This is a genomic window from Microcoleus sp. MOSTC5, from assembly GCF_036701825.1.
Classification (GTDB): Bacteria; Cyanobacteriota; Cyanobacteriia; order Cyanobacteriales; family Microcoleaceae; genus Microcoleus; species Microcoleus asticus.
The window spans coordinates 1-2,522 of record NZ_JAUBRK010000153.1; the positions used below are offsets into that span (position 1 = coordinate 1).

2 protein-coding genes are annotated in these 2,522 nt (G+C 36.6%); one reads left to right on the plus strand and one right to left on the minus strand.

What is annotated here, in order from left to right; translation table 11 throughout:
- Positions 1-294 precede the first annotated feature (294 nt).
- Positions 295-456 (plus strand): hypothetical protein, encoded by a 162-nt coding sequence (locus tag QUA54_RS33960; protein ID WP_333419389.1) that lies wholly within the window; start codon positions 295-297, stop codon positions 454-456.
- 1,047 nt (positions 457-1,503) lie between these two features.
- On the opposite strand, the gene QUA54_RS33965 is transcribed toward QUA54_RS33960, so the two are convergent.
- Positions 1,504-2,106: a transposase family protein gene (locus QUA54_RS33965; RefSeq protein WP_333419391.1), complete on the minus strand. Its 603-nt coding sequence runs from the start codon at positions 2,104-2,106 to the stop codon at positions 1,504-1,506.
- Positions 2,107-2,522 lie beyond the last annotated feature (416 nt).

Here is a 2,522-nt window from a genome sequence, read left to right on the forward strand (position 1 = left end):
TTACTGATGATAGGTAAAAAAGTGATTGTAGTTTTTATCAGTATTTATACTCATAACATAAGTGACACGCTCCCGCTGAGTTTTTCTCACTTTTTTACCTTGAACATATAAAGAGGTTCCTGGTACTATACCTAATTCATCTAACCGTTGCCAAACTAAATGTTCTATTTCGATACAATGATTCCTTTTCAGTCTTAAGCAAACAGGCACACCCTTTTCCTTTAGCCAGAATCTTTGCGTCGATTGAACAAAATTTACGGTCTCTTAAAACGATGACTTTATATTCTGAAAATAATGGCAAAACCTGCTGTAAATTTGTGGGAGAGTGACTCGAAGTTGCTGCTGCCCAATTTCGGCAACAATGACCAGTATAATGGAATTGCTCTTCGCTCCCAGATTAAGCTAACCATGAACAGATTAATACACCCCCACGCTCGTGCGATCGATCGCAATTGATAAGCTTTGACCAACACGACAATAAGTGGTCAACCAATAAGTAATTAATGGAAACCAAATTAATTCGATCGTTAAGTTAGGTAAATCTAAAAATCTTTGTAATTTACGTCGCCGACTTTCGGCTGTAATTAGACAGGGAAAGACTCGGGATAGCCGTTCTAATCTCACTTGTTTTTCTGATTGCATTAAGGATAGCAACGTTATCATCACCAAAAACTGAGATGGTGTCAGGTATTTTTGTCTATGAGTCTGGTACAATCTTAGTATCATTATTTTTTGGGATAGGCAAGCGTGTAACAATTCTGCTGCCTATCTTTTTTTACCACAAGTTGGCTCAATCCCTACTAATATGGGTTTCAGGCGGGTTGTCACCCCCCCCAGCAGGAAAACTCATAAAAGTTCGCAACTTTCGACAAACAAAAATTTTTTGGGGTTACTGTTTATACCAAGAGCACGGAATATATAGCAACCAATGACTTAAACCAATTTGACACAACCGATATCAAAAAAGTTGACATAATGCGTTAAAAAGTTCAATAATTTCATCCCGAAGTCAAACACTTAATCGGCATAGAAGCTGCTGATTGTCCCAATTTGTGTTCATATTAATCATATTATTTATTGTACAGTTTTACTGTGGAATTGCCTCTAAAAAGCAGCACACTTAATTGGTGAAAAACTCTGGGGGGTGACAACCCGCCTGAAACCCATATTTAGTAGGATTGAGCCAACTTGTGGTAAAAAAAGATAGGCAGCAGAATTGTTACACGCTTGCCTATCCCAAAAAATAATGATACTAAGATTAGACATCTCCGAAAACAATCAAAGCCTCTGTGTAGTTAAGCTTCTTGACGTACATGTAATCATCCTAAATTAGCTAGTGTACACGATAAAACAAGACTTTGAGATATTTATTGTTGATAATTATCTCGAAATATTGAGCGAGCTGTGTTAATTTTAATCTGACGATTGCCTCGCTTTTTATAATGGTAATATTAGCGCTCCTATTCGCAACCTTGCTATTCCACAAATCGTTAAAATTACTTGCTAATATTTTTGGGGCTTTAATCTAAATCTTTCTTGGGCAAGTCGAAATATTTTGACCGATCTAATTCGATGTTCCACAAAAATCCGGTGAGCGGGAAACGCTTTATTTTGTTCTTTTTGTTCTGTTGTTAATTCTCGTTTCCTGGGTTTTTTAATGGGAGTTGTTATTAAATTTTCTCCAACGTAAGCTTTATCTCCCTTAAATATGAGTTGAGGTTCAAACTCGGAGCGATATTCTCGGAATAAGGTTATATCGCTTTTAGGTCCAGGTTCCCCTGCCACAACATCAACTATATCTCTACCATCTGGCATGATAATTATTTGAGTTTTAAATGTATGATTACTCTTCTTGCCTGAAAAGTATTTTTCTTGTTCATCACGAGTTCCAGGTCTTTCTCTGACTTGTTCATAGGTATCTACTATTAATTCATATTCTGTGAGTATTTCCTTAACTATTGCATGGTCAGCAGCGTTTTTTTTTACTTGTTCCAGCAAGCTAGATGGTAGCAATTCTCGCAAGAGCGCAAACCAATAGTTAAATGTATCATTAGCTGTAGACTCACTTACTCCAAACTGAATGCCCAGAAGTTGAAATGTTGTCATATGCCTCAGATAAATCAAGGTTAAAATTTTTTTTCGGGAAGAGATAGTTTGGGTTGTCTACCTCCTCCACCCGCAATAATTCTCACTTTTTTTGATTCTAGTAAAGCTTGTTTTTCATGATGTAATCGTTCGGCATTTTGGAGCAATTGTTGTAACTGTTCATATTCCAGGCCAATTAATCGCTGTGTTTCTTTATGATTCTATTCAATATGATTCAGGATGTCGCTCATGTTTCTGTCTCAAAAAAGCTTTACGATCTTCTTGTACCACAAAATGTTACTATTTTGGAGATGTCTATTGTACCAGACTCATAGACAAAAATACCTGACACCATCTCATTTTTTGGTGATGATAACGTTGCTATCCTTAATGCAATCAGAAAAACAAGTGAGATTAGAACGGCTATCCCGAGTCTT

What these genes read in the sequence shown, in the direction of transcription:
- QUA54_RS33960 (WP_333419389.1), top strand. Translation starts at nt 295, where the DNA reads ATGGCAAAACCTGCTGTAAATTTGTGGGAGAGTGACTCGAAGTTGCTG.
- QUA54_RS33965 (WP_333419391.1), bottom strand. Translation starts at nt 2,106, where the DNA reads ATGACAACATTTCAACTTCTGGGCATTCAGTTTGGAGTAAGTGAGTCT.